This window comes from Staphylococcus sp. HMSC62A08 (genome assembly GCF_001839105.1).
Taxonomy (GTDB): Bacteria; Bacillota; Bacilli; order Staphylococcales; family Staphylococcaceae; genus Staphylococcus; species Staphylococcus caprae.
Genome location: NZ_KV840039.1, coordinates 532378 through 556940, shown reverse-complemented (window position 1 = coordinate 556940; position 24563 = coordinate 532378). Strand labels below are relative to the sequence as shown.

General features: G+C 31.9%; 22 protein-coding genes, 2 tRNA genes, 2 pseudogenes and 1 riboswitch. Of the genes and pseudogenes, 18 read left to right on the top strand and 8 right to left on the bottom strand.

Annotation, left to right across the window (positions count from 1 at the left end):
* A partial coding sequence (locus tag HMPREF3264_RS12635; protein ID WP_256323974.1) for an alpha/beta hydrolase-fold protein occupies window positions 1–202 on the top strand: 202 nt, incomplete at its 5' end.
* 172 nt (window positions 203–374) lie between these two features.
* Window positions 375–884 (top strand): YjcG family protein, encoded by a 510-nt coding sequence (locus tag HMPREF3264_RS08555; protein WP_070872986.1) that lies wholly within the window; start codon window positions 375–377, stop codon window positions 882–884.
* 290 nt (window positions 885–1174) lie between these two features.
* Here the strand turns inward: HMPREF3264_RS08555 and ltaA are convergent, their stop codons facing one another.
* Together ltaA and HMPREF3264_RS08545 are read right to left on the bottom strand one after the other, a co-directional pair.
* On the bottom strand, window positions 1175–2368 hold the full coding sequence (gene ltaA / locus HMPREF3264_RS08550) for a lipoteichoic acid biosynthesis MFS flippase LtaA (protein ID WP_002441879.1): 1194 nt from the start codon (window positions 2366–2368) through the stop codon (window positions 1175–1177).
* Window positions 2346–3521 carry a diglucosyl diacylglycerol synthase gene (locus HMPREF3264_RS08545; protein WP_070831988.1) on the bottom strand — a complete coding sequence of 392 codons (1176 nt, stop codon included), beginning with the start codon at window positions 3519–3521 and terminating at the stop codon, window positions 2346–2348. The genes ltaA and HMPREF3264_RS08545 overlap by 23 nt, the downstream gene beginning before the upstream one ends.
* A 538-nt stretch (window positions 3522–4059) precedes the next feature.
* Here HMPREF3264_RS08545 and HMPREF3264_RS08540 point away from each other — a divergent pair.
* The 8 genes and pseudogenes from HMPREF3264_RS08540 to HMPREF3264_RS08510 all read left to right on the top strand — a co-directional run bounded on the left by HMPREF3264_RS08540 (window position 4060) and on the right by HMPREF3264_RS08510 (window position 13622).
* Complete coding sequence (locus tag HMPREF3264_RS08540) at window positions 4060–5544, top strand: UDP-N-acetylmuramoyl-L-alanyl-D-glutamate--L-lysine ligase (protein ID WP_070872984.1); 1485 nt, start codon at window positions 4060–4062, stop codon at window positions 5542–5544.
* Window positions 5534–5773 (top strand): YueH family protein, encoded by a 240-nt coding sequence (locus HMPREF3264_RS08535; RefSeq protein WP_070831982.1) that lies wholly within the window; start codon window positions 5534–5536, stop codon window positions 5771–5773. Before HMPREF3264_RS08540 ends, HMPREF3264_RS08535 begins: the two co-directional genes overlap by 11 nt.
* Before the next feature lie 15 nt (window positions 5774–5788).
* Window positions 5789–7351, top strand: a complete 1563-nt coding sequence (locus HMPREF3264_RS08530; protein WP_070831979.1) for a peptide chain release factor 3 — start codon at window positions 5789–5791, stop codon at window positions 7349–7351.
* A 137-nt stretch (window positions 7352–7488) separates the two neighbouring features.
* A riboswitch (yybP-ykoY riboswitch) is annotated at window positions 7489–7614 on the top strand.
* A 71-nt stretch (window positions 7615–7685) separates the two neighbouring features.
* The gene (locus HMPREF3264_RS08525) at window positions 7686–8486 is read left to right on the top strand and encodes a TerC family protein (protein WP_002441889.1); all 801 of its coding nucleotides are present in this window, start codon (window positions 7686–7688) and stop codon (window positions 8484–8486) included.
* A 211-nt stretch (window positions 8487–8697) separates the two neighbouring features.
* A pseudogene (locus tag HMPREF3264_RS13140) lies at window positions 8698–8926 on the top strand (serine protease); the annotation flags it as partial.
* A gap of 536 nt (window positions 8927–9462) precedes the next feature.
* A pseudogene (locus tag HMPREF3264_RS13135) lies at window positions 9463–10578 on the top strand (S1C family serine protease); the annotation flags it as partial.
* 17 nt (window positions 10579–10595) lie between these two features.
* A complete protein-coding gene (locus tag HMPREF3264_RS08515) occupies window positions 10596–11957 on the top strand; it encodes a TrkH family potassium uptake protein (RefSeq protein WP_002441893.1) in 1362 nt (453 codons plus the stop codon).
* 156 nt (window positions 11958–12113) lie between these two features.
* Window positions 12114–13622 carry a bifunctional metallophosphatase/5'-nucleotidase gene (locus tag HMPREF3264_RS08510; protein WP_070872979.1) on the top strand — a complete coding sequence of 503 codons (1509 nt, stop codon included), beginning with the start codon at window positions 12114–12116 and terminating at the stop codon, window positions 13620–13622.
* 94 nt (window positions 13623–13716) lie between these two features.
* On the opposite strand, the gene HMPREF3264_RS08505 is transcribed toward HMPREF3264_RS08510, so the two are convergent.
* Together HMPREF3264_RS08505 and HMPREF3264_RS08500 are read right to left on the bottom strand one after the other, a co-directional pair.
* Window positions 13717–14319, bottom strand: coding sequence for a CPBP family glutamic-type intramembrane protease (locus tag HMPREF3264_RS08505; RefSeq protein ID WP_002441897.1), 603 nt, complete (start codon window positions 14317–14319; stop codon window positions 13717–13719).
* Between the two features lie 5 nt (window positions 14320–14324).
* On the bottom strand, window positions 14325–14510 hold the full coding sequence (locus HMPREF3264_RS08500; protein WP_002433441.1) for a YkvS family protein: 186 nt from the start codon (window positions 14508–14510) through the stop codon (window positions 14325–14327).
* Between the two features lie 204 nt (window positions 14511–14714).
* On the opposite strand from HMPREF3264_RS08500, the gene HMPREF3264_RS08495 reads away from it, so the two are divergent.
* Window positions 14715–15701 (top strand): lipoate--protein ligase, encoded by a 987-nt coding sequence (locus tag HMPREF3264_RS08495; protein WP_070872976.1) that lies wholly within the window; start codon window positions 14715–14717, stop codon window positions 15699–15701.
* Between the two features lie 77 nt (window positions 15702–15778).
* On the opposite strand, the gene HMPREF3264_RS08490 is transcribed toward HMPREF3264_RS08495, so the two are convergent.
* Window positions 15779–15997, bottom strand: a complete 219-nt coding sequence (locus tag HMPREF3264_RS08490) for an IDEAL domain-containing protein (protein ID WP_002441901.1) — start codon at window positions 15995–15997, stop codon at window positions 15779–15781.
* 220 nt (window positions 15998–16217) lie between these two features.
* Here HMPREF3264_RS08490 and HMPREF3264_RS08485 point away from each other — a divergent pair, with 220 nt between their 5' ends.
* The 3 genes from HMPREF3264_RS08485 (at window position 16218) to HMPREF3264_RS08475 (ending at window position 17149) form a co-directional block, all read left to right on the top strand.
* Window positions 16218–16793: a competence protein ComK gene (locus tag HMPREF3264_RS08485; protein ID WP_002441902.1), complete on the top strand. Its 576-nt coding sequence runs from the start codon at window positions 16218–16220 to the stop codon at window positions 16791–16793.
* A gap of 189 nt (window positions 16794–16982) precedes the next feature.
* A tRNA-Asn gene (locus HMPREF3264_RS08480) sits at window positions 16983–17057 on the top strand.
* Between the two features lie 3 nt (window positions 17058–17060).
* A tRNA-Ser gene (locus HMPREF3264_RS08475) sits at window positions 17061–17149 on the top strand.
* A 367-nt stretch (window positions 17150–17516) separates the two neighbouring features.
* Here HMPREF3264_RS08475 and HMPREF3264_RS08470 read toward each other — a convergent pair.
* Window positions 17517–18053, bottom strand: coding sequence for an Ltp family lipoprotein (locus HMPREF3264_RS08470; RefSeq protein ID WP_070872973.1), 537 nt, complete (start codon window positions 18051–18053; stop codon window positions 17517–17519).
* A 1003-nt stretch (window positions 18054–19056) separates the two neighbouring features.
* On the opposite strand from HMPREF3264_RS08470, the gene HMPREF3264_RS08465 reads away from it, so the two are divergent.
* On the top strand, window positions 19057–19551 hold the full coding sequence (locus tag HMPREF3264_RS08465; RefSeq protein WP_070872970.1) for a hypothetical protein: 495 nt from the start codon (window positions 19057–19059) through the stop codon (window positions 19549–19551).
* Window positions 19552–20018: 467 nt separating this feature from the next.
* Here HMPREF3264_RS08465 and HMPREF3264_RS12980 read toward each other — a convergent pair whose 3' ends face one another.
* The gene (locus HMPREF3264_RS12980; RefSeq protein ID WP_256323973.1) at window positions 20019–20144 is read right to left on the bottom strand and encodes an SAR1012 family small protein; all 126 of its coding nucleotides are present in this window, start codon (window positions 20142–20144) and stop codon (window positions 20019–20021) included.
* A 194-nt stretch (window positions 20145–20338) separates the two neighbouring features.
* Here HMPREF3264_RS12980 and HMPREF3264_RS08460 point away from each other — a divergent pair, with 194 nt between their 5' ends.
* Entirely contained in the window at window positions 20339–20890 is a 552-nt protein-coding gene (locus HMPREF3264_RS08460) for a GNAT family N-acetyltransferase (protein ID WP_070872968.1), read from the top strand.
* A 55-nt stretch (window positions 20891–20945) separates the two neighbouring features.
* Here HMPREF3264_RS08460 and HMPREF3264_RS08455 read toward each other — a convergent pair whose 3' ends face one another.
* Window positions 20946–21884, bottom strand: a complete 939-nt coding sequence (locus tag HMPREF3264_RS08455; RefSeq protein ID WP_037541296.1) for a 1,4-dihydroxy-2-naphthoate polyprenyltransferase — start codon at window positions 21882–21884, stop codon at window positions 20946–20948.
* A gap of 180 nt (window positions 21885–22064) precedes the next feature.
* On the opposite strand from HMPREF3264_RS08455, the gene HMPREF3264_RS08450 reads away from it, so the two are divergent.
* On the top strand, window positions 22065–23426 hold the full coding sequence (locus HMPREF3264_RS08450; RefSeq protein ID WP_044466312.1) for an isochorismate synthase: 1362 nt from the start codon (window positions 22065–22067) through the stop codon (window positions 23424–23426).
* On the top strand, window positions 23413–24563 hold a 1151-nt coding region (gene menD, locus HMPREF3264_RS12975), incomplete at its 3' end, for a 2-succinyl-5-enolpyruvyl-6-hydroxy-3-cyclohexene-1-carboxylic-acid synthase (RefSeq protein WP_256323972.1). The genes HMPREF3264_RS08450 and menD, both read left to right, overlap by 14 nt.

Below are 24563 nucleotides of genomic sequence, written 5' to 3'. Positions count from 1 at the left end.
AGAGGAAGAAGATTTTACTTTACCTACTAATGGTGAAAGAGCTAATTTTCTCACACCAAATAGAGAACTTTCTGAGCTCATTAAAGGCTATGATATGGATTATTATTATACTGAATTTGAAGGCGGTCATAGTTGGAAATCGTGGAAACCTATGTTAGGAGATATCTTAAAATATTTCTTAAGCGATGTTATCCCTGATTAAGTCCTTGTTTTAAAAGATATATTTGACATTATAAAAATGATTTAGAAGTTTCTTGAAAAGTAAATATCTTAAATGTAGAAATTTCTAAAATGTAATTGTTTTCACTTTTAAAGTAACGGTTTTCAAAAAATTTTGATATAATGGAAATATGTTAAACAAAGGAGGAATTTAAATGATTTTAGGATTAGCATTAGTTCCGTCTGAGTCATTTCAAGATGAGGTGAATGCATACCGTAAGCGTTATGATACGCATTATGCACAAATTATGCCTCATATTACAATTAAATCTCAATTTGAAATCGACGATAATGAATTAAATTCTATTAAAGAAGAAGTGAAAAAACGTATTAGCGACATTCAACCTGTCGATGTACATGCGACAAAAGCTTCAAATTTCGCTCCAACAACAAATGTGATTTACTTCAAAGTGGCAAAAACTGATTCATTAGAAAAATTATTCGATCAATTTAACGCTGACGAGTTTTATGGTAAAGCTGAACATACTTTTGTTCCGCATTTTACAATTGCACAAGGCCTTTCAAGCCAAGAGTTCGAAGATATTTATGGTCAAGTTAAATTAGCAGGGGTAGATCATAAAGAAACAATTAGTGAACTTTCTTTACTACAATATAGTGAAGAAGACGATAAATGGTCAGTAATAGAGACATTTAAGTTAGGATAATAAAAATATATGGAAGTGGGGCAGACATTTCATTTGGCATATTATTTTTGTTGTTCCACATCCAACTTGCATAATTTACAGAATTTCATAAAAAAGAAATTCTCTATGTTGGGAACCGTCGGCAAGGATGGTTATGATTGAAAAAAGCTTTGTATAAGCGCACTACCAATTCAGACATTTATTGCCAATATGTTGAAGAAAGCTGAGATAATTATGTCTTAGCTTTCTTTTTTATTAGGATAAAAGAAAAACGTTCAGAACACAAAAATTCTGAACGCTTTAGTGATCTATTATGATTTGGAGTTTTGTTTACCACTAATAAAGTAATAACCGTAAAATACAGCTAGCGATATAAAGATTAAAGCTGAAAAATAGAATGTATTATTTAAACTATTTGTAAATTGTGTAATTAAACCACCGATTAAAGGACCTATCATAGATCCGAAACCTTGAACACTATTAAATACGCCCCAAGTTTCTTCTTGTTCGTCGGGGTTAATATGTCCAGCCATAAACGTATTCCACGCTGGTAACAAAATTCCGTACATTAATCCAATAAACAGGGCAATGACCCATACGATATAAATATTAGTTACCATTGATAGTCCGAATATTAGGATAGTATATAAGATGAATCCACCGAAAATAATACTATACATAAATCCGCGACTGTTATTGTCAATAATCTTCGATAAAAATAACATTGAAACTGCGCAACCAATACCGCCAATAATGATAGCAACAGTATATTCAACGGTAGAAACTTTAACTACTTTAGTAGCATATTTAGGTAAAATTGGGACTAGTGCTGCTATAGCTGCACCTTGTAATAATATCCCGGGAAATAAAACAAGGTGGCGTTTTGTTACATCTACAATTTGTTTAAGTTGCTCGGGAACTGGTTTAGTATTATAGTTAGTTAATTTAATGTTAACAAAGTAATATAAAATCCAAGCTATAAGAACAACTAATGACATCATAAATGCAAATCGAGTAGGATGTAATTTGATTAATAAATTCATTACAACCATACCGACTAATAAACCAAGTAACCATGAAAAATAAACATAGCCCATCTGTTTGCCACGATTATTTTCCTCGACACTAGACAGCATAATCACCCATATAGGGCTCACAGCAATACCCAGCATAATTGAACTAAAGATAATTACAAAAGGTGAGGCTGGAAACCAAATCACTAAAAATAAACTTACAAATGCGAGTAAAAATCCAGCAGTAAGTACCACTTTGGCACCAAATTTCTTGAGTAAGAAACCAATGACAAAGTTCGTAGCTGCATCAGCTATAAAATGAATGGAAAATGCAAATGAAGTAATTGCAATTGCAATCGACGTCACAGTAGGTAAGAAGTTAATATAACTTAGTATGTACATGCCTCGTGCAAATTCCATTAAGAATAAAATAACTAACATAATAACGAAATTTCTGTTATTAGAATAATTATTTAACGAAGAATCTTGCATATAAAGGAACCTTTCCGTATATTTCTTCAGGTTGTGATGAGTGACCAATTAAGTCTAATAAGTCTCTACATAATTTTTGAGTTGAATAACTTACCTTTGATTCTCGCATTTGATTAGTCATATTTTCCAATTTATGTTCATGATTGGTTAAATCGGATACGATATTGATTGCTTCATTAGGTGTATCTGCAATCTTGCCGAATCCTTTTTCTTCGAAATAATGAGCATTTTCAAGTTCTTGTCCAGGAGCAGGATTTAAGAAAATCATCGGAATACATCTTGTTAATCCTTCGGAAATTGTAATCCCGCCTGGTTTAGTAATCATGAGCTGACTTGAAGCCATCCATTCATTCATATAATTTGTGTAGCCAAGAATTAATACACTTGGATTATCTTTAAATTTTGATTTTAATGAGCGTTTGAGTTCTTTACTACGCCCACATATCATCACCACTTGAGAGTGAGGACTCTTATCTAATATTTCATTAATCATGTAATCGAACCCTTTAGATACGCCGAATGCACCAGCTGACATTAAAATCGTAGGTTTATTCGGGTCTAAATGATGTTTGGCTAACCAAGCTTCTTTATTAATAGGTTCTTCAAATTTATCTGCAATTGGGATACCTGTAACTTTAATATGAGAGGCTGGAACACCAGCTTCTACGAAATCTTGTTTCGTATCCTTTGTAGCTACGTAATATCTTTGCGAATCCGGAGTAATCCAGTTCTTATGCATACGATAATCAGTCATGACAGTGGCAATTGGGATGTTAATGTTGAATTGTTCTGTTAATACTGACATTACTGGCGTAGGGAATGTTAATAAGATTAAGTCCGGTTTCTCTTTAATAAGTAAATTAATTAACTTATTTAATCCATAATATTTATAAAAACATTTATCAAGCTCGTTAGGGCGGCTATAATAAAAACGTTTATACATATTTCTAAAATATCTAAAGCTATTGATGTACCATTTTTTACATATAGAAGTCATAATTGGATGAGCTTCCATAAATAAATCATGTTGTATTACTGATAAATGATCGAGGTTCATTTCATTCAATTGGTTGACAATACTTTGCGTGACTTGCATATGACCGTTACCAAAAGAGCCAGTAATAATCAATATCTTTTTATTTTGAGTAACCATTTATAGCCACCCTCCATTAATTTTTAAAATTTATAATAAGTGTAACGTATTTTCATACATTATAAAAGGAATTAAGCGACAATAAATCTTAGCAATCATCCACTATAAATGCAGTGTGCAACACTTTTCGAATAGTTTAACTACTATGCAAACTAAATAACTAAAATTTTTATTTATGCATTATACCATACTCATCTTCAAAATAAGTTTTAAATTACTCAAATAAAAATTCGTTGTACCTCAAAAGTATCTTAGCAAAATCTTTATAATTTCTTAACCTATTTTCATACTAGCATTATTTGTAGAAATTGTATCGGGATGAAAAGGGTTATGGAAATATTTTAAAGATATTTTTACTTTAGCTTAATAAAATAGCTTCATATTAACATTAAAATCATATATAGATAGTTAAAATGAAATAATATTAAATATTGAAGAATTCATTTGGAACACATTGAATTGCACAAATAAGAATAAATTTATCAACACTCACAAAACGTGTATAATAGAATTATTGTAAAAAAAGGAGCGATACATTTTGAATGCAAGTGCGTTGTTCGAAAAAATAAGAGTAAAAAACGTAATTGGAACGTTAGATATAAATGTAGATGATATTACTACTGATTCACGTACAGCCAAAGAAGGAAGTATATTCGTTGCTTCTAAAGGATATACAGTCGATAGTCATAAATTTTGTCAAAATGTCATTGAACAAGGATGTCGTATTGTTGTCGTGAATAGAGAACTAGAACTTGAGGGAGACGTAACACAAGTCATTGTTCCTGACACTTTACGTGTTGCGAGTTTGCTTGCCCATACGTTATTTGATTTTCCGAGTCATCAATTAACAACATACGGTGTGACAGGTACCAACGGCAAAACTTCAATTGCTACGATGATTCATTTAATTTACAGAAAGTTAAATAAAAGTAGTGCATATTTAGGAACAAATGGATTCCAAATTAATGAAAAGAAAACGAAAGGTGCAAACACTACACCAGAAACGGTCTCTTTAACTAAGAAAATTAAAGAAGCTGTGGATGAGGGTGCTGAAGCAATGACGTTGGAAGTGTCTAGTCATGGTTTATCTCTTGGACGCTTAAGAGGCGTTGAATTTGATGTAGCTATCTTCTCAAATTTAACTCAAGATCATTTGGATTTCCATGGCACAATGGAAGCATATGGTCATGCTAAATCATTATTATTTAGCCAACTCGGTGAAGATTTATCTAAAGAAAAATATGTTGTGTTGAATAATGACGATGATTTTTCAGGTTACTTAGCAAGTGTCACGCCTTATGAAGTATTTACATATGGTATAGATAACGAAGCACAATTTATGGCTAAAAATATTAATGAATCTCTTCAAGGTGTCGAGTTTGATTTGAGTACACCATTTGGAGATTTTCATGTGAAGTCACCATATGTTGGACGTTTCAACATTTCTAATATTATGGCAGCTATCATTGCGGTATGGAGTAAAGGTGCCACAATGGAAGAAATTATTAATGCTGTAACTTCTTTAGAACCTGTGGAAGGCCGTTTAGAAGTGCTTGACCCATCATTGCCAATCGATTTAATTATTGACTATGCACATACTGCAGACGGAATGAATAAATTAATTGATGCTGTGCAACCATTTGTAAAACAAAAATTAATATTCTTAGTTGGCATGGCTGGTGAAAGAGATATGACTAAAACTCCAGAAATGGGTAGTGTTGCTTGTCGTGCAGATTATGTTATCTTTACTCCAGACAACCCTGCTAACGATGACCCTAAAATGCTTACAGACGAATTGGCTAAAGGCGCTACACATGATAATTATGTGGAATTTGACGATCGTGCAGAAGGCATTAGACATGCAATAGATGTAGCTGAACCTGGCGATACTGTCGTATTAGCCTCTAAAGGTAGAGAACCTTATCAAATCATGCCAGGACATGTGAAAGTGCCGCATAGAGATGATTTAATCGGATTAGAAGCTGCGTATAAGAAATTTGGCGGTGGCCCTGTTGAAGATTAAGCAACTTTGCCATAATAGTTTAAGAATGAATGTCTATTTTTACCAAAATGTAGATAAGGAAGTTATGATGATCGCGATTCCAGATATATACTGGTCTGTTGAACTGCCTATTGAAATGTCTAAAGATGAAATTCATGAAGAACTATTAATGCAATTTTTTAATTTTTATACGGAAAATGAAGCGGACGCACTTGCACGCGACATTTGTGAATTAATCGCAACAAACTAAAAGGAGAATAAATGAATGAATTTAAAGGAAGAAGTAGAGTCTAGAAAAACATTTGCCATCATCTCACATCCCGATGCTGGTAAAACGACCTTAACTGAAAAATTGTTATACTTCAGTGGTGCGATAAGAGAAGCAGGTACTGTTAAAGGTAAAAAGTCAGGAAAATTCGCAACAAGTGACTGGATGAAAGTAGAACAAGAACGTGGTATCTCAGTTACAAGTTCTGTGATGCAATTCGATTATGATGACTATAAAATTAATATCTTAGATACACCAGGACACGAAGACTTCTCTGAGGATACGTACCGTACATTAATGGCAGTGGATAGTGCTGTAATGGTCATTGACTGTGCGAAAGGGATTGAGCCTCAAACACTCAAATTATTTAAAGTTTGTAAAATGCGTGGCATTCCAATTTTCACTTTTATAAATAAGCTCGACCGAGTAGGTAAAGAGCCGTTTGAGTTATTAGATGAGATCGAAGAAACTTTAAATATTGAAACGTATCCTATGAATTGGCCTATAGGTATGGGACAAAACTTTTTCGGTATTATTGATAGAGAATCTAAGACAATTGAACCATTTAGAGATGAAGAGAATTTATTACATCTAAACGAAGATTATGAACTCGAAGAAAATCATGAGATAAAAAATGATAGTGCCTTTGAACAAGCAATCGAAGAAATGATGCTTGTAGAAGAAGCGGGTGAAGACTTTGATAATGATGCGTTATTAAACGGAGAACTTACACCAGTTTTCTTTGGTTCTGCTTTAGCTAATTTTGGTGTGCAAAACTTCTTGAATGCATATGTTGATCATGCGCCTATGCCAAATGCACGTCAAACAAATGAAGAGGTTGAAGTAAGTCCATTTGATACTGATTTTTCAGGATTTATTTTCAAAATTCAAGCAAATATGGATCCAAAACATCGTGACAGAATTGCCTTCATGCGTGTTGTCAGTGGTGCGTTTGAAAGAGGTATGGACGTCACATTACAAAGAACGAGTAAAAAACAAAAGATTACACGTTCTACATCATTCATGGCGGATGATAAAGAAACAGTTAACCATGCAGTAGCGGGAGATATTATTGGTTTATACGATACAGGTAATTATCAAATCGGTGATACACTGGTTGGTGGTAAACAAAAATATAGTTTCCAAGATTTACCACAGTTTACACCTGAAATATTTATGAAAGTTTCTGCTAAAAATGTGATGAAACAAAAGCATTTCCATAAAGGAATTGAACAGCTCGTGCAAGAAGGTGCAATTCAATACTATAAAACACTACATACCAATCAAATCATTCTTGGTGCTGTGGGACAATTACAATTTGAAGTTTTTGAACACCGTATGAAGAATGAATACAATGTCGATGTAGTAATGGAACCGGTTGGACGTAAAATTGCACGTTGGATTGAAAATGAAGAAGATATTAAAGACAACATGAATACGTCACGTTCAATTCTTGTGAAAGACAGATACGATAATTACGTGTTCCTATTTGAAAATGAATTTGCGACAAGATGGTTTGAAGAAAAGTTCCCTGATATTAAATTATACAGTTTATTATAAGTTGTAAGTTTAACTTTCATTTTGAAGGGTATTTAATGGGTATCTTTAAGAAAAGTATAAAACGAATTTAATATAATTTAGATTGAGTTAGTTATACAAACTATGTATACTATTATTAACAAATGAATACCTATGACACGTTTGTCAGAGGGGAGTAACTTGAGGATAGTAAATGCTAATCAAAGTGATTAGTAGAATACTATTTAACACTTTATCGTCATTACGAAGGTAAGTCTTCCGGTAAAGTGGGCAATACTATTGCTTAGTGAGACCTTTGCTAGGATATAGCATAGGTCTCTTTATTTGTATTTCGAAATAAAAGGAGTTGTCCACTATGGATCCAAGTTTGATTTTACCTTATTTATGGGTGCTTGTAGTACTTGTGTTCTTAGAAGGATTATTAGCAGCTGATAACGCAATTGTTATGGCTGTGATGGTCAAACATTTACCACCAGAGCAACGTAAAAAAGCATTGTTTTATGGTTTATTAGGTGCATTTATATTTAGATTTATTGCTTTATTCTTAATTAGTATTATTGCGAATTTCTGGTGGATCCAAGCGATTGGTGCAATTTATTTAATTTATATGTCTATTAAAAACTTATGGGATTTCTTCCATAAATCTGACGAAGAGCATCATAAAGAAACAGGTGATGACCACCACTATGATGAATCTGGTAATGAAAAGAAGGTTGGACCTAAAGCTTTTTGGGGCACAGTCTTCAAGGTAGAATTTGCTGATATAGCATTCGCAATTGATTCTATGTTAGCAGCCCTAGCTATTGCGGTGACGTTACCTAAGATGGGCATCCATTTCGGTGGAATGGATTTAGGCCAATTTATCGTTATGTTCTTAGGTGGTATGATAGGTGTCATTCTCATGAGATTCGCTGCTAATTGGTTTGTTGAACTTCTAAACAAATACCCTGGTTTAGAAGGTGCAGCATTCGCGATTGTTGGATGGGTTGGTATTAAGCTAGTAGTAATGGTACTGGCACATCCTGATATTGGTGTCTTACCTGAAGAATTTCCACACGGGGCACTATGGCAGTCAATCTTCTGGGCGGTACTTATCTTATTAGTACTTATAGGATGGTTTACTTCTGTAATTAAAAATAAAAAGAATCAAAAGTAATGGTATTAGTTTTGAAATGCTCCACTCACTTAAAATTTGAGTGGAGTTTCTTTTTAACTTTGTTGTGTTGAACATTGCAGTTTTATAGTTTAAATATTAGAATTTAAACTATGAACTAAATCATTATGAATTTGGAAAAGCTTAGAAATAACTTATATATATTTTTTTACATATCATACGAATCAAAGTAATTTTAGGAGTGGGTCATCAAGTGGATAATGATAAAAAGCAAGTCATACCCCGTAGCCAGTATCGTCGTAAACGACGAGAATTTTTTCATAATGAAGAAAGAGAAGAACGTATAAGACGAGAACGTGAAGCACGAGAGAAAAAAGTTGAAAAAGCACAGCACCAATCTAAGATGAATGAAGAGCGTGTGAAAGATAATTTACGTAAAGCTAGAATAGAGAAATTAACTCAGGAAGAAATTCAACAGCAACATGAGTTAGCTCAAGAAAGACAAAACGGTGAAAATCAAGAATTACAAGCAAGTCGGTTAGAACAAACAGAAACTAACAAAACTAAAGATGGTTTAAATTTATCAGAAGACCAACGAAATAATAAAGAACATAGTCAAATTGCGCAAAATAAAGACAATAGAGACAATAAGGTACCTTATTCAATAACAAATCATCACCAAGATGTAGATAGTAAAGATAATAATCTTTCTAAGGATGAAGGAAATCAACCACAGTCATCTAAAGCAGATGTAGTGGATAATAAAGAAATAACTCGTGATAAAAATGAGATTCATAAAGATTCAGCTACACGTAATGAACCAGAAAAAAATCATAAGACAGCAGAGAAAAGTAAACATGAAAATAAAAAGCCTTACTCACCTATAAATAATCAATCTACAGAACCTAAAAATCAAAATATTGAAAAGGACAATACTCATTCATCACAAGAGACTTCACATAATCAACATCACGAAAACAAAGGTGATCATTTTGATCACATTATAAATGTGATTACCTCATTCTTTAAAAAACATTGGCCTAAATTACTGATTATTATAGGAATCATCTTATTGTTATTAATACTTAATGCTATTTTTACTACAGTAAATAAAAATGATCACACAAATGATAGTGCATTTAATGGGGGGAATAAAAATTATACTACAACAATGAAGAATGCGAATAACACTGTCAAATCAGTAGTCACTGTTCAAAATGATTTATCAAATAATACTACTGTACCAAAAAGTAAATCTGGCTCAGATAATGAAATTGGATCAGGTGTCGTCTACAAAAAAGTGGACGACTCTATTTATATTTTAACGAATGCACATGTTGTAGGCGACAAAGAAAAACAGAAAGTTACATATAGTAATAATAAATCAGTTGAAGGTAAAGTCATTGGTAAAGACAAATGGTCAGATATAGCTGTGGTTAAAGCTAAAATTTCAGACGACAGTATCAAAACTATTACGATGGGAGATTCAAATAATTTAGTATTAGGTGAATCTATTTTAGTCGTGGGCAACCCATTAGGTGTAGACTTTAAAGGCAGTGTTTCTAAGGGTATTATTTCAGGTTTAGATCGTCATGTACCTGTAGATATAGATAAAAATGGTAGTTATGATGTATTAATGAAAGCATTTCAAATTGATGCTCCTGTAAATCCTGGTAATTCAGGTGGCGCAGTTGTTGATAAAGATGGTAGGCTAATCGGTATAGTTTCTTTAAAAATTGATATGGAAAATGTCGAGGGCATGGCTTTTGCTATTCCAATTAATGATGTACGTAAAATAGCGCAACAATTAGAAGATAAAGGAAAAGTAAAATATCCGAATACTGGCATTAAAATTAAAAATGTAGCAGATATGGATGAGTCAGAACGTAATTCTTCAAATTTACCTTCTAATGTAAACAACGGTGTCTTAATTGGTGACGTTGAAAAAAATGGCTTAGGTGAAAAATCAGGCTTGAAAAAAGATGATGTAATAGTAGAATTAGATGGTAAAACTGTTGAAGATAATCTACGTTATAGACAGATAATATATAGTCATAAAGACGATTTAAAAACTTTAACAGCTAAAATTTACAGAAATGGTTCAGAAAAAAATATCAAAATTAAATTGAAATAAACGTTGAGGTGAAATCTATGTCTATTTTAAGTCAATTACTTAAGAAATCGAGTCCTCAACAAGGGATTGTACTATATTATCTCTTTGCAATTGTGGTTGCATTCTTATTATTAAATCTACCTTATGTGCATAAACCCGGTGTAAATGTTAATCCTATTGATACATTATTCGTTGCAGTTTCAGGAATTAGTGTGACAGGGTTATCTCCAGTAAGTATTGGAGACACTTATTCTACGTTTGGACAAATTATCATATTAGTTATCTTAAATATTGGTGGAATTGGTGTTATGGCCATCGGTACACTGTTATGGGTAGTTTTAGGCAAACACATTGGTATAAGAGAACGTCAACTTATTATGTTAGATAATAATAAGGATACAATGAGTGGTACAGTTAAACTGATTTTGGAAATTGTAAGAACAATATTTGTGATTGAACTTGTAGGAGGATTATTATTAGCTTTTTATTTTTATCGAGATAATCCTGACTTGAAAAATGCTTTTATGCAGGGAATATTTGTTTCAGTTTCAGCAACGACCAATGGTGGTCTAGATATTACTGGTCAATCACTTGTACCCTATGCCAAAGACTACTTTGTTCAAACCATAGTGATGTTCTTAATTGTATTAGGGTCAATTGGATTTCCCGTGCTATTAGAATTAAAAGCGTATTTAAAGAATAGAGTTACTAATTTTAGGTTCTCATTATTTACTAAAATTACAACGTCTACATACTTATTTTTATTTGTATTTGGTGTTATATCAATTTTCTTACTTGAACATAACCATGCTTTTAAGGGATTAAGTTGGCATCAATCTTTATTCTATTCATTATTCCAGTCAGCGACTACTAGAAGTGCTGGTTTACAAACAATAGATGCATCGCATTTCAGTGATGCAACGAATATTATTATGAGTATATTAATGTTTATTGGTTCCTCTCCAAGTTCGGTTGGGGGAGGAATTAGAACGACTACCTTTGCAATTCTTATACTTTTTGTGATTAATTTTAATAATACTGCTGATAAAACAGCTATAAAGGCCTTTAATAGGGAAGTTCACATTATGGATATCCAAAGATCCTTCGCAGTATTTACAATGGCATCAATTTTAACGTTTATAAGTATGATTGTGATATCAGCCACTGAACAAGGTAAGTTATCATTTTTACAAGTGTTCTTTGAAGTCATGTCAGCTTTTGGGACTTGTGGACTGAGTCTAGGTGCGACTGCTGACAACATTAGTAATATAACTAAAATTGTATTAATGGTTCTTATGTTTATAGGACGTGTTGGCTTAATTTCATTCATTATCATGCTTGCTGGACGTAAAGAACCAGATAAATATAGCTATCCTAAAGAACGTATACAAATTGGTTAAAAAATATGAAAACACTTTTGGTAAAATATTTTATTTTGCTGAAAGTGTTTTTATTTTAATTTGAAAATCATTACGTAACTTAATAATTGGCCATTAGTTTAATAACACTCGATACTGCTTCCATGTTAAACTTAATCTATTGAGAGGAGTGGCCTGATGGAAAAGAATGAAAATATAACTGTAGATGTCATCGCAACGTCAGATATGCATAGTCACTTCTTAAATGGTGATTATGGATCTAATATATACAGAGCAGGAACTTACGTAAAAAATGCACGTAAACTAAACAAACATGTCATTTTATTAGATAGCGGAGGAAGTTTAGCCGGTTCACTTGCTGCTTTCTATTATGCAGTTGTCGCTCCTTATAAGCGACATCCAATGATTAAATTAATGAATGCTATGCAATATGATGCTAGTGGTATAAGTCCTAATGAATTTAAATTTGGTCTATCATTTTTAACGCGATCTGTTGCATTGGCACGATTTCCATGGTTATCTGCGAATATAGAGTATACGGTAACTAGAGAGCCATATTTTTCAACGCCATATACGATTAAAAATTACGATGATTTAAAAATAGCCATTGTCGGATTAACAGCGGACGGACTTATGAAAAATGAATATGCCGAAATGGAAGATGATGTCAGTATTGAAAAGACGTTATTATCTGCTAAGCGATGGATTAGATATATCCATGAAGTAGAGGAACCGGATTTCCTTATTGTTATCTATCATGGCGGACTCAATAAAATTAGCAAACAAAATAAAAGAAATGAACAAAATGCAAACGAAGCTGAAAAAATCATGGAAGAATTAGGTGTGATAGATTTAATTATTACCGCACATCAACATCAAACTGTAGTTGGTAAAGATCATGAGACAGTTTATGTTCAAGCGGGGCAAAATGCCGAAGAATTAGTTCATCTCTCCATACACTTTAAAAAGCGTACGACCTCATATGAAATTGATAATATAGAATCGAAAGTCATAGATTTAAATAATTATGAAGAAGATGAGTTATTACTCAAAGAAACGTATTATGATCGTAAGGCTGTAGAATATTGGGCAGACGAGGTCATATCTAATAATAAGTTTAATCTCGAAATTAACGGTATCGAGGAGATAATTTGTAAGCCTCATCCATTTGCTCAATTACTTCATGATGGTATTAGGAATGCATATGATTACAAAATTTCTTGTGTGCATATACCTAAGAATGGTGAAGAAGGGTTAAACGGTGTCATTCGTAATAGAGATTTATATGATGCTTATCCTCATCCAGACAAACCAGTTGATTTAACTGTTAAAGGTAAAAATATCAAAGACATCATTGAATACAGTTACTCTCATATTGAATTTGAACAGGGAACATTGAGTTTAACGATTGTAGATGAAACTTTATTTACATTTTGGCAAGGTTTTAATTATACAGTTGATATGAATAAAGAACCATATCATAGGGTCGAAATAGAAGACTTAGATAGTGAGCGAATGTATAGAATAACTATGACGGATTATTGTTATAGAAACTATAAAGAATATTTAGAAGATGCAATCATTCATGAAACATATGGAGAAACTATGGGTGGCTTGATTAGAAACAATTTAAAAAACACAAACTATGATGTAAAAGTTGAAAATAATTTTAAAGTTAACCTTTAAATAACCCGTCATTATTATTAACGAGACACGAGGTAAATTTACTTCATTAAAAAAGCATTTCTTAGCCTAAAGTAATCAGACTAAGAAATGCTTTTTATCCGTGAAAAATCAATAATAATATTATAGCAACAATCTGAGCAATAGAAGTTGTAGCTATACGTCTAGTATATTCGTAACTTGCTGATAAAATTAATTGAGTTATAAATATAAAGAATACTATCCACCAGTTATCGAGATAAATGAATAAGGAACTTGAACAAATTGCGACAATAAGTATGCTTAACCATTTAGGTAATTTGTATCGAATTAATTCCTTCTGTAAGACGGTTCTCATATATAATTCATGACATGGAATCACGAACAATAAAGTGACGAGCATTTGCCATTTAAAATAAACACCCGTTCTAGATAATTCTTTAATTAACGATGCGTATGATAAATCTGATGAAATAAGTGAAAAAATAAGTTGTACAATAATAAGTACAATACTTGTAATTATACCAATCCCAATTGAAGTTAATAAACGTTTTGATGCAATGTCTCTTTGATAAAACACATAACTTATTCCTGCTATTAGCATAATGCCAGTATATAAGTACCAGTACTCTTGGTGTTCACCCCACATCACAAATAAAATAGCGTGAAATACGATGAAACTTATAATAAACCAAATTAAAGCTTTAGAAACATTTTTCATTATAATTAACCTTCTTGTTCAACGATTTTATATCGCTTATGATTAATGACAGTCTTCTCAGGTAAATCTAGTTCATTAAAGTTTTCCATGATTGTTAAATCTACAATAACAGAATTGTCATTAATTTTCTCAACACGGCCTCTTAAACCATCATAAAATTCTACAATATTACCTACTTCTGCAACAGTCATAATGAGTCCTCCCTTAAATCATAGCTAGGTAATATTGTACTAAAATTTACATAACAAATAAACTAATATCTTTAAAAAAACTCTATTTGCAGATTTAATTATGAAAAGTAAGACATAAATGAGTATATAATTGGAAATTTTATTATAAATCATTCATAACTAGGGTAAGGGCATATAGAGAGACTTTTTAAGGAGAGGAATGTTATGAAGTTTATTAGTAATAATAATATTACTGATCCCACACTTAACTTAGCAATGGAGGAATATGTTCTTAAAAATCTTCCATCTGAGGAAAGTTATTTTTTATTCTATATTAATAGACCTTCAATTATCGTAGGTAAAAATCAGAATACGATAGAAGAAGTTAATAAAGCGTACATTGATCAACATAAAATTGATGTCGTTCGACGTATATCTGGTGGCGGTGCGGTTTATCATGACACTGGAAATTTAAATTTTAGTTTTATTACTGATGATGATGGTAATAGTTTCCACAACTTCAAAAAATTTACAATGCCGATTGTTCAAGCTTTACAATCACTTGGTGTCAACGCTGAAATGACAGGACGAAATGATATTCAAGTGGGAGAAGCTAAAATATCGGGAAATGCTATGGTGAAAGTGAAAAATAGAATGTTCAGCCATGGTACGTTGATGTTAAATTGTGAATTAGACGAAGTTCAAAATGCTTTGAAAGTTAATCCTGCTAAGATTAAATCTAAAGGTGTGAAATCAGTTAGAAAGCGTGTTGCTAATATAGATGAGTTTTTAGAAGAACCTTTAGACATTAATGAATTTAAACAAATTATTCTTAAAACTATTTTTGGTGAAAATGAAGTAGAAGAATATGTTTTAACTGATGAAGATTGGAATAACATTGAAAAGTTGAGCAATGAGAAATATCGTACTTGGGAGTGGAATTACGGTAATAATCCTAAATATAATTTTGAGCGTGAAGAAAAATTTGAAAAAGGGTTCATACAAATTAAATTGGATGTTAAAAAAGGTCGTATAGAACATGCTAAGATATTTGGTGATTTCTTCGGCGAAGGAGATATTACTGAGTTAGAGCGTGCACTTGTAGGTTGCTTACATGACTTTGAACATTTAGAAGAAGCATTAGCAAATTATGACTTTTATCACTATTTTGGTGATATTGATAAATATGAAATTATTAGATTAATGTCTTAATTATATTAAAAAGGTCTATTCTCAAACTTAAATTAAGTAGGGAATAGACCTTTTATAATGAGTGACTCGAATCTAAATTATTCACTGAGAAAAGCCTCCAATTTTTTATATTCTTCTGTATACTGAATAAAATCTTCCTTATTTTTGTTAACAAGTGCTTCATCAATAAGCGTTTTAAGTTGTTTCTTTCTCGCTTCCCTTAGCGCTTCATCGATAACGAGTTCCACACCTAAATCGTTTACAGTGGTCACAAAGTCTTCGAGAGTAGTGTGCTTAACATTAGTATTATGATTCATAAAAAATCACTACCTTTCTTTTTTATTTATATATGAGTAGTATACAGTTTTTGTATTTTGAAATCAATGAATATTCTGACATTTAGAAAGAAATATGTGTAAAAAGAAAATAAAAGTAGAACTTGATTTAATTTATGCTTCGTATAAACTAATATTAAGTTATTATTATTAAAAGAAAATAGTAACAATAATTAATATTTTTGTGAAGTGAGGTAATCAAATGACTAATTTTAGTGAATCAATCTATGTTATTAGAAAAGGTGACATGTTAATTCGCCCAAGGTATGATGAATATCAACAAACTTCAGGAGCTGAGATTATTAGATTTGATAAAACTAGAAAGGAGAGTCCTTTTAAAGTACAAAGAATTATTGAAAGGTCTTGCAAATTTTATGGTAATAGCTATCTGAGCAAGAAGTCTGAAACAAATCGAATTACTGGTATTACTAGTAAACCACCTATTTTACTTACTCCTTTATTTCCAACTTACTTTTTCCCAACTCATTCTGATCGACAAGAAGAAAATATCTGGATTAACATGCATTATATTGAAAGTATTAAAGAACTTAAAAATCGTAAAAGTAAAATCACATTTGCTAATAATGAATCATTTATATTAAATGTTTCGTATCATAGTTTATGGCATCAATATACTAATGCAATTATTTATTACTACATGGTCGATAAACAAGCACGTATGAAATCAAATGATCCTGAGCAACCCATTGACTATAATCAATCCTCATTAAATATTTTCGAAGCTTTATCTAGATATTCTCTTTTTGAAGAGAAATAGCCGTAAATTCTAGCATTTTAATATTAATAATTGTTTTGAACTTCGTGTGTTTATTTTTAAAATATGCGGAACGTTAATATTAAATTAGTGTAAATGTTCCGTATATTTTTTTAAGATATCTCTTGAAAAACTCAACAAGATTGATATAATAATATTTGTGCTTGATAGAGATACATAAAATAACATTAATCCGCAGTAGCTCAGTGGTAGAGCTATCGGCTGTTAACCGATCGGTCGTAGGTTCGAATCCTACCTGCGGAGCCATATGGAAACGTACTCAAGTTGGCTGAAGAGGCGCCCCTGCTAAGGGTGTAGGTCGCGAGAGCGGCGCGAGGGTTCGAATCCCTCCGTTTCCGTAAAATAGTAAAATTTAGTAAACTTTTGTTTTACTGAATTACGTTAGAACGTTGTTAAATCAACGTTCTTTTTTATTTTGGTAGAAATTTGTAAAAGTCTGTTTCAAATTAAAATGTCAACGAGACTGACAATATTTGAAATTTTTCTTGAAGTTGTCGACTTAGTTGTCGGCTTATTCCTCCAATCCTTAGAACGACGTTAGTTTAATGTCTAAACTTTTATCTTCCTTTGTTAAATATTTCTTTAAAATATTAACGTCACAGTTAAAATCTTAGTATCATTCACATTAATTTATTTTATACAACTGTTTATTTTTACTTCTTTAATAAAATAAAAAAAGGGTAGATGTGCTACCCTAAAATTAAATTACTTTTCTAGATGATCTACAGCATATTGTGCTTCTTCGTTAGTAAATTTCTCTCCGTAAGAAGAAGTTAATTGATCATATACCGCATCTTTTGACATATTTTGTTGTTCAACGTAATCCTTAGCTTTCTTTTTAGCATTCTCTTTGTAGTTAGCTTTTAAATGTTTTATTGCATAATCAGCATCTTTTTCTTTAAATTTCTCACCTGCATCAGATGTTAGCTGATCATATATCCCTTGTTTTGACATGTGCATAGTATCAGAATAAATTTTTGCTTTGTTCAAAGCAGCTTTTTCTTGAGTAGTAGCGTTAGTATCATTTGTACTATTATTTGAACTGTTATTTGAGTTAGTGTTAGTTATGCTAGCAGTACAAGCAGAAATGCCTATAATGATTAAAACAATTAAAACTAAACATCCACCACAACCCCATAGCCAACCTTTTTTAGACTTCTTTTTTTGTTCCTTTATTTTCTGATATTCTTGAAATTGTTCCTGTTGTCTTTCTTGTTGATACTTATTGTAGTTTTCTTCCATTTTTTTACTCCCTTTTAATAAGTTTTTAAAGCCGCATACTAATAGATCAATAATATATACTACATCAGCTTTATGTTGAACTTTGAGGCTGAAACTTAAGTTGTATATTATAACAAGATGATGTTGTCATTATTGATATGTGTCTACTTGAATGTAAGGCGTAACCATATTAAGACTAATATTTAATTGATCTTTAATTTGGTAACATTATCATATTCAATATATTTCTTCTTTATAAAATTTAGGTGTAGTATTTCCATTAATAACTATACTAAGAGTATTGGTTACTTTAACTTATATGTATGTATTAGAAATGCAGCGGTAAATTCTATAAAAAATTGATATAGCGTTATTATACCAAAAATCCAAAAATAAGTTAATGTTTTTTAAAACTGTTGTCTTCAATTAATTAGTGACTATTTTCAATTAAATTATCATACTTAGTTAGTAATTTTTCATTACAAATCAGTGTTTGATTATTGTTAATATATTACAGGATCCGGGAGACTGTTCAACAAGCAATATCTAAAGGTTTGCATAATAGACTAGTGTTTAACAAAACAATAGCTGACGTTAGTACCTCTACATTTGTTACCGTAGTATTATGAGAGGTGTTATTATCAGAAGAAAACAAATATACCTTATATTAGTCATCATAGTTATGGTTCTAGGTGTGTTCTTACCTTTATTTATAGATATGCCTGAAATGTTAAGAAGATACTTGAAATTAGTACTAGTATTTTTAATAACTATGTATTTCTTAGCTCCGGATAAAAATGATTATAAGAATAAAGATAGAAAGTAAATATAAGCTAAGCCAGACTTATATGTAATCTAGCTTATTTATTACTATATACTAAAAACAGTGTAGTTAATTCATTTAAATTTTTCAGTCAGATTGTGACTAAGAGTGTGAATAGTAATAAAAAAGTTGAAAGTGTTTACCATCAAATTGGTATTTTTGATATAATATAATAAAATTATTTAATTAAGGTGATTTTGTATGAGGTATTTTAAACATATTAAGGATGTTTTAATTCCAATCAGTATTTGTACTTTGGTTATATTATTAATAGGGTGTGGAAAAAGTAGCGATGGTCTCGCTGGCAGAGAGTTTAAAGGTATTGTAGATGGAAAAACAGATGCGATATTTACTTTTAAAGATGACGGTACATTCAAAGTGGTTTCAGCACAAGGAAAATCAAATGCTGGCGAAGAATTTACAGGAAAATATCAAATTAAAGAAGAGGGTAATAGTAAATATTTAGTTCTCTCTCACTTTTCAAAATACATTTTTGGAGAGGGTATTAAAGATCACAAGTTAATTTATAATGAAGGTAATAGCTCTTATTATGTTTATGAATTAGTAAAAGATGGAGAAGGTCTTAATTTAGCTATTTGTGACGGGGACGGGTTTGAAAAGAATCACGATTTTAAGTTACTAAAAAGATATGAAAAACAAAAGAGTGATATAAGACTTATTGAGAACGATAATTAACAGTATTTAAAATTTGTTTACATTTAAAGATAGGATTTAGCAATCATATTTAGTGGTTGTTAAATCCTTTTTTATATACTACGCAAAAGTTAATCTAAAAACTACAATCTGTCTAGTAAGTCAATGGTTCATAGATAGGTAGTTAATGTCATGCAAAAAAATGGCGACCACTTTATATGGCCACCATTATAAAAGCTTTTATTCGATTATTATAATACAAAGTATTCTAGTGCTTGTGTTGTCGCTCATCACTTTAACTTTAAGAAATATTTTTAATTTCTTTATCAAAGTAGAGTATTTTCTAAATTGAAAGTGTTATTATCTCAAACTCCTTTCAATGTTACTCATTCTTGCTCTTGAATACCCCCAACATAGAGAGTTTCTTTTTTAAGAAATTCTACAAACATTGCAAGTTGGGTGTGGAACTACGCAATTCATTTTGTTAAGTGATATTTCTATTCCACTCACTACTTTTCTTTATTATCACTGTCATTTTTGTTGCCTTGGCTTGATTTTCCTGAAATAAGGTTTCTAATAACTTTGACAATATAGCCAGTGACTAAGATTCTAAATACTCTTCTTAAAATATCCATAATCATTCTCCCTTTATTAAAGTTTTATTATCTAGTTACTACCCGAATTATGATTCTCTTAAAAGTAAATTTTAGAATTTTAGAAAATTTCATACAGCATCAAAGTTAAAACAATCGTTTTAGTAATAATTTTATTTAATCAAATAAATTATATATAATGACATTGCAACCTAATTTATAAAGGGGAATGTATGATGATAAGAAAGGCACGTCCAAGTGATAACAAACAGATTGCTGAATTGTGTTATATCATATGGAAAGATATGGAACTAGATATAACAAAGGCCTTGACTCAAGAGCGTGTCATTGAAGCAATTGAATTAAGTATTGTAAATGTTAAATATCGTACGTATTATGATCATATTTGGGTATATGAGAAAGATGGCAGCGTTGCGGGATGTATCATTGCTTATCCTGGGAAACAAGAGTTAGATTTGGAACAACAGTGGTTAAATTTACCACTCGAAGATGATATTCGTGAATTAGGTACTCCTTTACCTCAAAAAGAAGCCTATAATGATGAAATTTATATTGAAGCGGTAGCTACTTTTCCGGAATATCGTGGACAGGGGATTGCAACACAATTATTTAAACATTTGATTGATAGTGATCCGAATGCAAAGTGGAGTTTGAATTGTGATTATGATAATGAGGGTGCGCTAAAGCTATATAAAAAGTTAGGTTTCGAAGATATAGGGGACATTGATTTATATGGTCATAAGTATCATCATATGACACTAAATTAAAAACTCGACAATTGAATATGATTTCATTGCCGAGTTCGTTATCAAAAATATGAAATTAGATACCGCCACAAAGTGCACTAATATATATACCTAATGCATATAAAAGTCCAAAGAATGTGTTGGTTTTGCCTGTGGCAGCCATTGCTGGCATCATTGTAGCTGGTGTATCGTTCTTATTGAATCGTCTTACAGCTTTAATTGGCATAGGGAATGATAACAATACTAATAAATAGAATAGTGAACCCGGTGCTCTAAATAGTGCTGTGAAAATGACGAACACATAAGCAACAATATACATTGCAGCCATAAAAATGATTGATGCGCGTTTACCTAATAAAATAGGTAAAGTTTTTCTGCCGCTTTCTTTGTCTTTAACACGGTCACGGATATTATTAGCCATATTAATGAGGCCAATAGTAATAACGATTGGAATACTAATCCAGAACGCATAGCCTTGGACGTTTCCAGTTTGGATGAAGAATGATAATACAATGATAATCATACCCATAAATAAGCCAGAGAATAGCTCACCAAATGGAGTCCATGAAATTGGCATTGGTCCGCCAGTATAAAGGTAACCGATAGCCATACAAATGATTCCGACTGGAATAATCCAGAATGAACTTTGAATAGCTAAAAAGATACCTAACAGTGCTGCGATAATGTAAAATGCAATTGCTATGTTCATGACAAGTTTCGGACTCATACCATTTCGCACGATGGCGCCACCGATACCTACAGAATTGTGGTCATCAAGACCTTTTTTGAAATCATAGTATTCATTAAACATATTCGTTGCTGCTTGTATCAATAAACATGCAATTAACATGGCTAAGAATAAACTAAATTTCAGATGGTCTTCACTACCAAGTAGATAAATTTTCGCAGTGGCTGTGCCAACTAAAACCGGTACAACTGCTGCGGTTAAGGTATGAGGTCTCATTAACTGCCAGTATTTCTTAACGGTTGAGTATTGTTGATATTGATCTGACATATTATGCATAACCTCTTATTTTTATATATTTATCATAAATATTTTAAAGGAATCATAGCTAAAGGTCAATTGACGTGAAAAATTGCATTTTTAGTTTAAGCAATAATGATAACACTTACGTATAAAAGTGATACAATACATTAATGAGTCAAATTCGAAGGAGAAAGAAGTGAAATAAGAATGGCTGTGAATGTAAAAGAAGAAGACATTGTCGATAAGTTATACGCAAGTACCAAAGACTGGGTTTCTGTAGAAGTCGAAATAGACAGAACGATTGAACCAAGTGCTTTGTTCCGTTTAACAGAACAAGAAGCGGGAGACCGTTTTTACATGCGATTGAACGACAATTATTCTTCATATTTTGGATATCACGCTGTTCAAAGGTTTAAAAATAACTTTGAAAATAAGCAGTCTATCTTTAGGGAATGGGAAAAATTAAAAGATGAAATCGAATTAATTCATCCAGATACAAGTAGACACCATCTTAGATTATGTGGCGGATTTCAATTTTCAAGTCATAAGTCTGATGATGAGTGGCGAGAGTATGGATTGAATCACTTTGTATTACCTAAAGTATTGATATCTAATGAAGGGGAACGTACATTCATCACTTATACTACTGAACGTCAAGATTTTGATATTGAAGCGTTCAAACAATTGGTTTCGTATTTCGAGCATACGAAAGTTGATTCTTCGGAAACAGAACGAGGTAACGTCACACGTATGGAAGATATTTATAAAGATGATTGGCGTGAACTCGTTGAAGAATCCATTGAAAAGATTGATGAATCTAAAAAAATTGTTCTTGCACGTAGACGTTTAATTAAGTTTGATAAAGAAATTGATATTCCTTATGTGTTGAATCGAGCACTCCAGAATGAGAAGAATAGTTATATTTTCTTATTAGAATCTAATCAATCTATATTCTTTTCACAAACACCTGAACAATTAATTAAAGTTGAAGATGGCATTCTTTCGACAAAGGCTGTAGCAGGTACAATTAAACGTTCTCATAATGAAGCAGAAGATGAAGAGAATATTAAGGCGTTCTTAAAAGATAAGAAAAACCTAGGTGAACATCAGTTTGTTGTTGAAAGTATTTTGAATGATATTAAACCCTTTGTGCAAGATATCGATTATAATGAAACGCCAAATATTCTAAAGAATGATCATTTATATCATTTATATACAGAAATAAAAGGTCATTTAAACGACAAATCATACATTGGTTTAATCGATTGCTTACATCCAACACCAGCGTTGGGTGGTTATCCTAAAGCCGAAGCATTAGAATTTATTGAGAATAATGAATTCGGTACGCGTGGCCTTTATGGATCTCCTGTAGGTTATATTGACGTGTACGATGATTGTGAATTTATCGTAGCGATTCGTTCCATGTTGATTAAGGGTGATCAAGCAACGTTATTTGCAGGTTGCGGTATCGTTAAGAATTCTGATCCTGATAGCGAAGTTGCTGAAACGGCAGTCAAATTTTCACCAATGATGAATGCATTAGGAGTAGATAATTATGACGAATCATAGCGATGCTTTGACACAACAAGTGTTTACGTTTGCATCAGAATTATATGCGTATGGCGTAAGAGAAGTTGTTATTAGTCCAGGATCTCGTTCTACACCATTAGCGCTTGCATTTGAGGCACATCCGAAAATTAAAACCTGGATACATCCTGATGAACGTAGCGCAGCGTTCTTCGCATTAGGGCTGATTAAAGGAAGCGGAAAGCCAGTTGCGATATTATGTACGTCAGGTACAGCAGCTGCGAACTACACGCCTGCAATTGCTGAATGTCAAATTAGTCGAGTGCCACTGATTGTGTTAACAAGTGATAGACCACATGAATTACGTAGTGTGGGCGCACCTCAGGCAATCAATCAAGTTAATATGTTTAGTAATTATGTTAATTTCCAATTTGATCTACCTATCGCGGATGGCACTGAGCAAATGCTTTATACGATTCACTATCAAATGCAAATTGCTAGCCAGTATTTATACGGCCCACATCGAGGCCCGATTCATTTTAATATGCCTTTTAGAGAGCCATTAACACCTGATATGAATCGTGTAGATTTACTGAAGTCTCAAGTTAAAACATTACCGCATTATCAAAAGAGCATTGCGGTAAAAGGGATTAGTGCGATACTGCAAAAGAAAAAAGGACTTATCATTGTAGGAGATATGCAACATCAAGAAGTCGACCAAATTCTGACGTACTCTACAGTTTATGATATGCCGATTTTAGCTGACCCATTAAGTCAATTACGTAAAAGTAATCATCCCAATGTAATTACAACATATGATTTACTTTATCGTGCAGGTTTAGATTTAGATGTGGATTTCGTTATTCGTGTGGGTAAACCGGTGATTTCTAAGAAATTAAACCAATGGTTAAAACGTACGAAAGCGTACCAAATTTTAGTGCAGAATAATGATAAAATTGATGTTTTCCCAATGCCGCCTAATATTTCATATGAAATTTCGGCAAACGATTTCTTTAGATCATTGATGGAGGAAGAGAGTGTTCAACGTAAAGATTGGTTAGAGCTATGGCAATCACTAGAACAACAGTCTCGTGTTGAAATTAAAGAGTATCTCAATCATGCATCTGATGAAGCGGTATATGTAGGAGAGGTCATTCATAAATTATCTAAAGGTGACGC

Excerpts from the sequence above, each read along its gene's own strand:
- HMPREF3264_RS12980 (WP_256323973.1), bottom strand. The coding sequence starts at position 20,144 with ATGGATATTTTAAGAAGAGTATTTAGAATCTTAGTCACTGGCTATATT.
- HMPREF3264_RS08460 (WP_070872968.1), top strand. The coding sequence starts at position 20,339 with ATGATAAGAAAGGCACGTCCAAGTGATAACAAACAGATTGCTGAATTG.
- HMPREF3264_RS08500 (WP_002433441.1), bottom strand. The coding sequence starts at position 14,510 with ATGACTGTTGCAGAAGTAGGTAATATTGTAGAATTTTATGATGGTTTA.
- HMPREF3264_RS08450 (WP_044466312.1), top strand. The coding sequence starts at position 22,065 with ATGGCTGTGAATGTAAAAGAAGAAGACATTGTCGATAAGTTATACGCA.
- HMPREF3264_RS08510 (WP_070872979.1), top strand. The coding sequence starts at position 12,114 with ATGGAAAAGAATGAAAATATAACTGTAGATGTCATCGCAACGTCAGAT.
- HMPREF3264_RS08455 (WP_037541296.1), bottom strand. The coding sequence starts at position 21,884 with ATGTCAGATCAATATCAACAATACTCAACCGTTAAGAAATACTGGCAG.
- HMPREF3264_RS08470 (WP_070872973.1), bottom strand. The coding sequence starts at position 18,053 with ATGGAAGAAAACTACAATAAGTATCAACAAGAAAGACAACAGGAACAA.
- HMPREF3264_RS08495 (WP_070872976.1), top strand. The coding sequence starts at position 14,715 with ATGAAGTTTATTAGTAATAATAATATTACTGATCCCACACTTAACTTA.
- HMPREF3264_RS08505 (WP_002441897.1), bottom strand. The coding sequence starts at position 14,319 with ATGAAAAATGTTTCTAAAGCTTTAATTTGGTTTATTATAAGTTTCATC.
- HMPREF3264_RS08555 (WP_070872986.1), top strand. The coding sequence starts at position 375 with ATGATTTTAGGATTAGCATTAGTTCCGTCTGAGTCATTTCAAGATGAG.
- HMPREF3264_RS08525 (WP_002441889.1), top strand. The coding sequence starts at position 7,686 with ATGGATCCAAGTTTGATTTTACCTTATTTATGGGTGCTTGTAGTACTT.
- ltaA (WP_002441879.1), bottom strand. The coding sequence starts at position 2,368 with ATGCAAGATTCTTCGTTAAATAATTATTCTAATAACAGAAATTTCGTT.
- HMPREF3264_RS08515 (WP_002441893.1), top strand. The coding sequence starts at position 10,596 with ATGTCTATTTTAAGTCAATTACTTAAGAAATCGAGTCCTCAACAAGGG.
- HMPREF3264_RS08485 (WP_002441902.1), top strand. The coding sequence starts at position 16,218 with ATGACTAATTTTAGTGAATCAATCTATGTTATTAGAAAAGGTGACATG.
- HMPREF3264_RS08530 (WP_070831979.1), top strand. The coding sequence starts at position 5,789 with ATGAATTTAAAGGAAGAAGTAGAGTCTAGAAAAACATTTGCCATCATC.
- HMPREF3264_RS08545 (WP_070831988.1), bottom strand. The coding sequence starts at position 3,521 with ATGGTTACTCAAAATAAAAAGATATTGATTATTACTGGCTCTTTTGGT.
- HMPREF3264_RS08490 (WP_002441901.1), bottom strand. The coding sequence starts at position 15,997 with ATGAATCATAATACTAATGTTAAGCACACTACTCTCGAAGACTTTGTG.
- HMPREF3264_RS08465 (WP_070872970.1), top strand. The coding sequence starts at position 19,057 with ATGAGGTATTTTAAACATATTAAGGATGTTTTAATTCCAATCAGTATT.